This window comes from Streptomyces sp. NPDC059456 (assembly GCF_042750055.1).
GTDB lineage: Bacteria > Actinomycetota > Actinomycetes > Streptomycetales > Streptomycetaceae > Streptomyces.
In genome coordinates this window covers 1-3672 of the sequence record NZ_JBHYVA010000176.1, presented here as the reverse complement: position 1 = coordinate 3672, position 3672 = coordinate 1, and the positions used below count along the sequence as shown (strand labels likewise).

Sequence of the window (3672 nt, the reverse complement as noted above, 5' to 3'; positions counted from 1 at the left end):
GGACCAACTGCGGGGCCCGGGGTCCACCCGCCCCCCCCCCACAACCACGGACCCGGGGGGCTGTTAACCCCCTTCTCATCGCCTTTGGCGCCGCCCAACCACGGGCCAAAACGGCTCACCTCGCGTCCGGGGGTGCGCACACCTAGGCTTGATTCGTTGCCCGGGGCCCTCGGACGGCGGGAGACGATGCCGTGAAGCCAACCCACCTCCGGCTGCGCCGGGCCTGCGCGGCCGCTGCCGCAACGGGCGTGCTGATCACCCCGGCGGCGACCGTCTCCGCGTACGCGGCTGCCGCTCCGGCGCGGCCCGCCGGCCCCCCCCCGTCCCCGGCCCCCACCCCCGGATTCGTCCGCCTCCCCCCGGCGGTCGCGGCACGGCTGGCCGCGGCCGTGCGCCGGGTCATGCGCGAGACACAGGTGCCGGGCGTGACCGTGGGGCTGTGGGCCCCCGGCAAGGGGAGCTACGTCAAGAGCTTCGGCGTGGCGGACAAGGCGACCGGCGTGCCCATGACGACCCCGCTCCACGTGCGCATCGGGAGCGAGACCAAGACGTTCACGGTCACCGCGCTCCTCCAGCTGGTCGACCGGGGGAAGGCCGCCCTGGACGACCCCATCGGCAGGTACGTCACGGGCGTGCCGAACGGGGACCGCATCACCCTGCGGCAGCTGGCGGGCATGCGCAGCGGGCTCTTCAACTACAGCCTGGACGAAGGCTTCGTCAAGAAGCTCCAGGCCGATCCGCAAGCGCCCATGACACCGAGGCAGTTGCTGGACTACTCCTTCAGGCATCCGGTCCGGTTCCAGCCGGGTGCGGAGTTCGACTACTCCAACACCAACCTGATCCTGCTCGGCCTGGTGATCGAGAAGGTCACCGGCCGGCCGCTGCACGACGTCATCGACAAGGACGTGGTGGGGCCGGCCGGGCTGCGTCACACCGTCTTCCCCACGAGCGCGGCCCTGCCGAGCCCGTACGCGCAGGGCTACACGAACCAGACGGCCTCGGGCAGGACCGTGAACTCCACCCGCTGGAACCCCTCGTGGGCCTGGGCCGCCGGCGAGATGGTCTCCGACCTCCAGGACCTGCGCAGCTGGGCCCGCACCCTCGCCACCGGCAGGCTGCTGACGCCCGCGACCCAGGCCGAGCGCCTGAAGACCACCCCGATGAACATCCAGGGCGACGGCTACGGGCTCGGCATCTTCGACGTCCAGGGCTGGATCGGCCACAACGGCTCGATCCCGGGCTACGAGGTCCTGCCGGTCTACCTGCCGCAGGCCGGGGCGACCATGGTGATCCTGCTGAACACCGACTCCCAGTACAAGGGCCAGGAGCCCAGCACCCTCTTCGGCCAGGCGGTCACGAGCATCGTGAGCCCGGCCCACGTGTACCCGGGCCACAAGCCCGTGTCGTAGGCCGGCTGCGGCTGCGGCCGGGTCCACACGCCTGCGTCACGCCGGCGGGAGCTGCCCCGGCCCGGTGCGGAAGGTGCGGCGGTAGGCCTGGGGGCCGATGCCCACGGCCGTCCGCAGGTGCAGGCGCAGCGAGGTGCCCGTGCCGATGCCGGCCCGCCGGGCGACGAGGTCGACGGGCCAGTCGGTCGTCTCCAGGAAGTGGCGTGCGAGGTCGACGCGCTGCCGGGTGAGCCACTGGCCCGGGGTGGTGCCGGCTTCGGCACGGAAACGGCGGCTGAACGTACGGACGCTCATGCCGGCGTGAGCGGCGAGGTCGGACAGGGCGAGCGGCTCGGGCAGGCGGTGCATCGCCCAGGCGCGGGTCGCCGCGGTGCTCCCGGCGAACGGCTCGGGGACGGGCCGGGGAACGTACTGGGCCTGGCCGCCCTCGCGCCACGGCGGTACGACGCAGAGGCGGGCGACCTCGTTGGCGATGTGGCTGCCGTGGTCCCTGCGGACGATGTGCAGGCACAGGTCGATGCCCGCGGCCACCCCGGCCGAGGTCAGGAGGTCGCCGTCGTCGACGTACAGGACATCGGGGTCGATCCGGGCGGTGGTGTACATGCGTTGCATCCGTTCGGCCTCGCGCCAGTGCGTGGTGGCGGTACGACCGTCCAGGAGTCCGGCGGCCGCCAGCACCCAGGCGCCGGTGCAGATCGCGACGAGCCTCGTGCCGGGCCGGACGGCCGCGAGGGCGTGATGCAGCGCGGCGGGCAGCCGGCCCTCCTCCCGGATGGGCCCCAGCCGGTGGGAGGGCGGGACGACGACGGTGTCGACGGCGGCCAGCAGGGACGCGTCGTGGGAGACGGCGAGGTCGTAGTCGGCTTCGGCGCGGACCGGACCGCCGTCGAGGCTGCACGTGGTGACGGAGTACAGCGGTCGGCCCCGGCCGTCGCGTGCCGCGCCCAGGATGCGGGCCGGGATGCCGAGTTCGAAGGGGACGACACCGTCCAGGGCGAGCACGCCGACGTGATGCATGGCCGGATTCTTTCAGGACGTGGCCATCGCGCCGCCACCGGGGAGCCTGCCGGATCGGCAGTCTGAGGGCGTGCCCGGCACCGGGTGCGGAAAGGAAACACCTTCATGTCTTCGACCATGCGAGCCGTCTCCCAGCACGGGGCGGGCGGCCCCGAGGTCCTCGGGATCGTCACCACCGGGCGGCCGGAGCCGGCCCGGGGCGAGATCCTCGTCCGTGTACGCGCGGCGGGCGTGAACCCCGCGGACTGGAAGACCCGTGCCCGCGGTGGGTTCGTCTCCGGGGCGACGCCGCCGTTCGTCCTCGGCTTCGACGTGGCCGGCGTCGTCGAGGGCGTCGGCCCGGGCGTGACGGTCTTCCGGCCCGGCGACGAGGTGTTCGGAATGCCGCGTTTCCCTCACGCCGCGTCCGCGTACGCCGAGTACGTCACGGGCCCGGCCCGGCACTTCGCCCCGCGGCCCCGGGGCCTCGACCACGTCCGGGCCGGCGCCCTGCCGCTGGCCGGTCTCACCGCCTGGCAGGCCCTCGTCGACACCGCCGACGTCCGGCCCGGGCAGCGCGTCCTGATCCATGCGGCGGCCGGCGGGGTCGGGCACCTGGCCGTGCAGATCGCCAAGGCGCGGGGCGCCCACGTCATCGGCACGGCCAGTGCGGCCAAGCACGAACTGCTGCGCTCGCTCGGCGCCGACGAGCTGATCGACTACCGGGTGCAGGACGTCGCCGATGCCGTGCGCGATGTCGACGTGGTCCTGGACGCCGTCGGCAACGCGTCGCTGCGCCCGCTGCGCCGGGGCGGCATCTGCGTGTCGATCCTGCCGCCGGACGACCGCTTCCGGACCCGCGAGGCCGAGGAAGCCGGGGTCCGGGCGGTGTTCATGCTCGTCGAACCCGACCGCCAGGGACTGCGGGAGATCGGCGCCCTGGTGGAGGCGGGACGCCTGCGCGTGATCGTCGATGCGACCTTCCCCCTCGAACGGGCGGCCGAGGCACACGCCTTGGGCGAAACGGGCCGCACCACCGGAAAGATCGTCCTGACCGTCGGCTGAGCGCGCCGTCCGGGGAGGGCGCCGCGACGCCCTCCTCGGACGGAGTCCAACTCCCTTGATTGTGAACGTTCTTGGTGCGCTCCCTATCATCGGTGCGTTCCCGGGGCCCCCGCGGGGTACACCCCGGGGGCGGGGGGGTTTACAAAATAATACAACCCGCCGAGGGCATAAAGCCGGAAAAAAATAGCAAACAAAAATTGTC

The 3672-nt window shown here is 73.0% G+C and carries 3 protein-coding genes; 2 read left to right on the top strand and 1 reads right to left on the bottom strand.

Features of this window, described 5'->3' with window-relative positions; genetic code table 11:
* Positions 1-191 precede the first annotated feature (191 nt).
* Positions 192-1409, top strand: coding sequence for a serine hydrolase domain-containing protein (locus ACFXA3_RS17585; protein WP_385187694.1), 1218 nt, complete (start codon positions 192-194; stop codon positions 1407-1409).
* Between the two features lie 36 nt (positions 1410-1445).
* Here the strand turns inward: ACFXA3_RS17585 and ACFXA3_RS17580 are convergent, their stop codons facing one another.
* Entirely contained in the window at positions 1446-2426 is a 981-nt protein-coding gene (locus ACFXA3_RS17580; RefSeq protein WP_385187692.1) for a GlxA family transcriptional regulator, read from the bottom strand.
* A 105-nt stretch (positions 2427-2531) separates the two neighbouring features.
* Here ACFXA3_RS17580 and ACFXA3_RS17575 point away from each other — a divergent pair, with 105 nt between their 5' ends.
* Positions 2532-3470: an NADP-dependent oxidoreductase gene (locus ACFXA3_RS17575; RefSeq protein WP_385187690.1), complete on the top strand. Its 939-nt coding sequence runs from the start codon at positions 2532-2534 to the stop codon at positions 3468-3470.
* The last annotated feature ends 202 nt before the right edge of the window (positions 3471-3672 follow it).

Bases quoted from the DNA above. Each gene is read 5' to 3' on its own strand.
- ACFXA3_RS17580 (WP_385187692.1), bottom strand. From the start codon at position 2,426: ATGCATCACGTCGGCGTGCTCGCCCTGGACGGTGTCGTCCCCTTCGAA.
- ACFXA3_RS17575 (WP_385187690.1), top strand. From the start codon at position 2,532: ATGTCTTCGACCATGCGAGCCGTCTCCCAGCACGGGGCGGGCGGCCCC.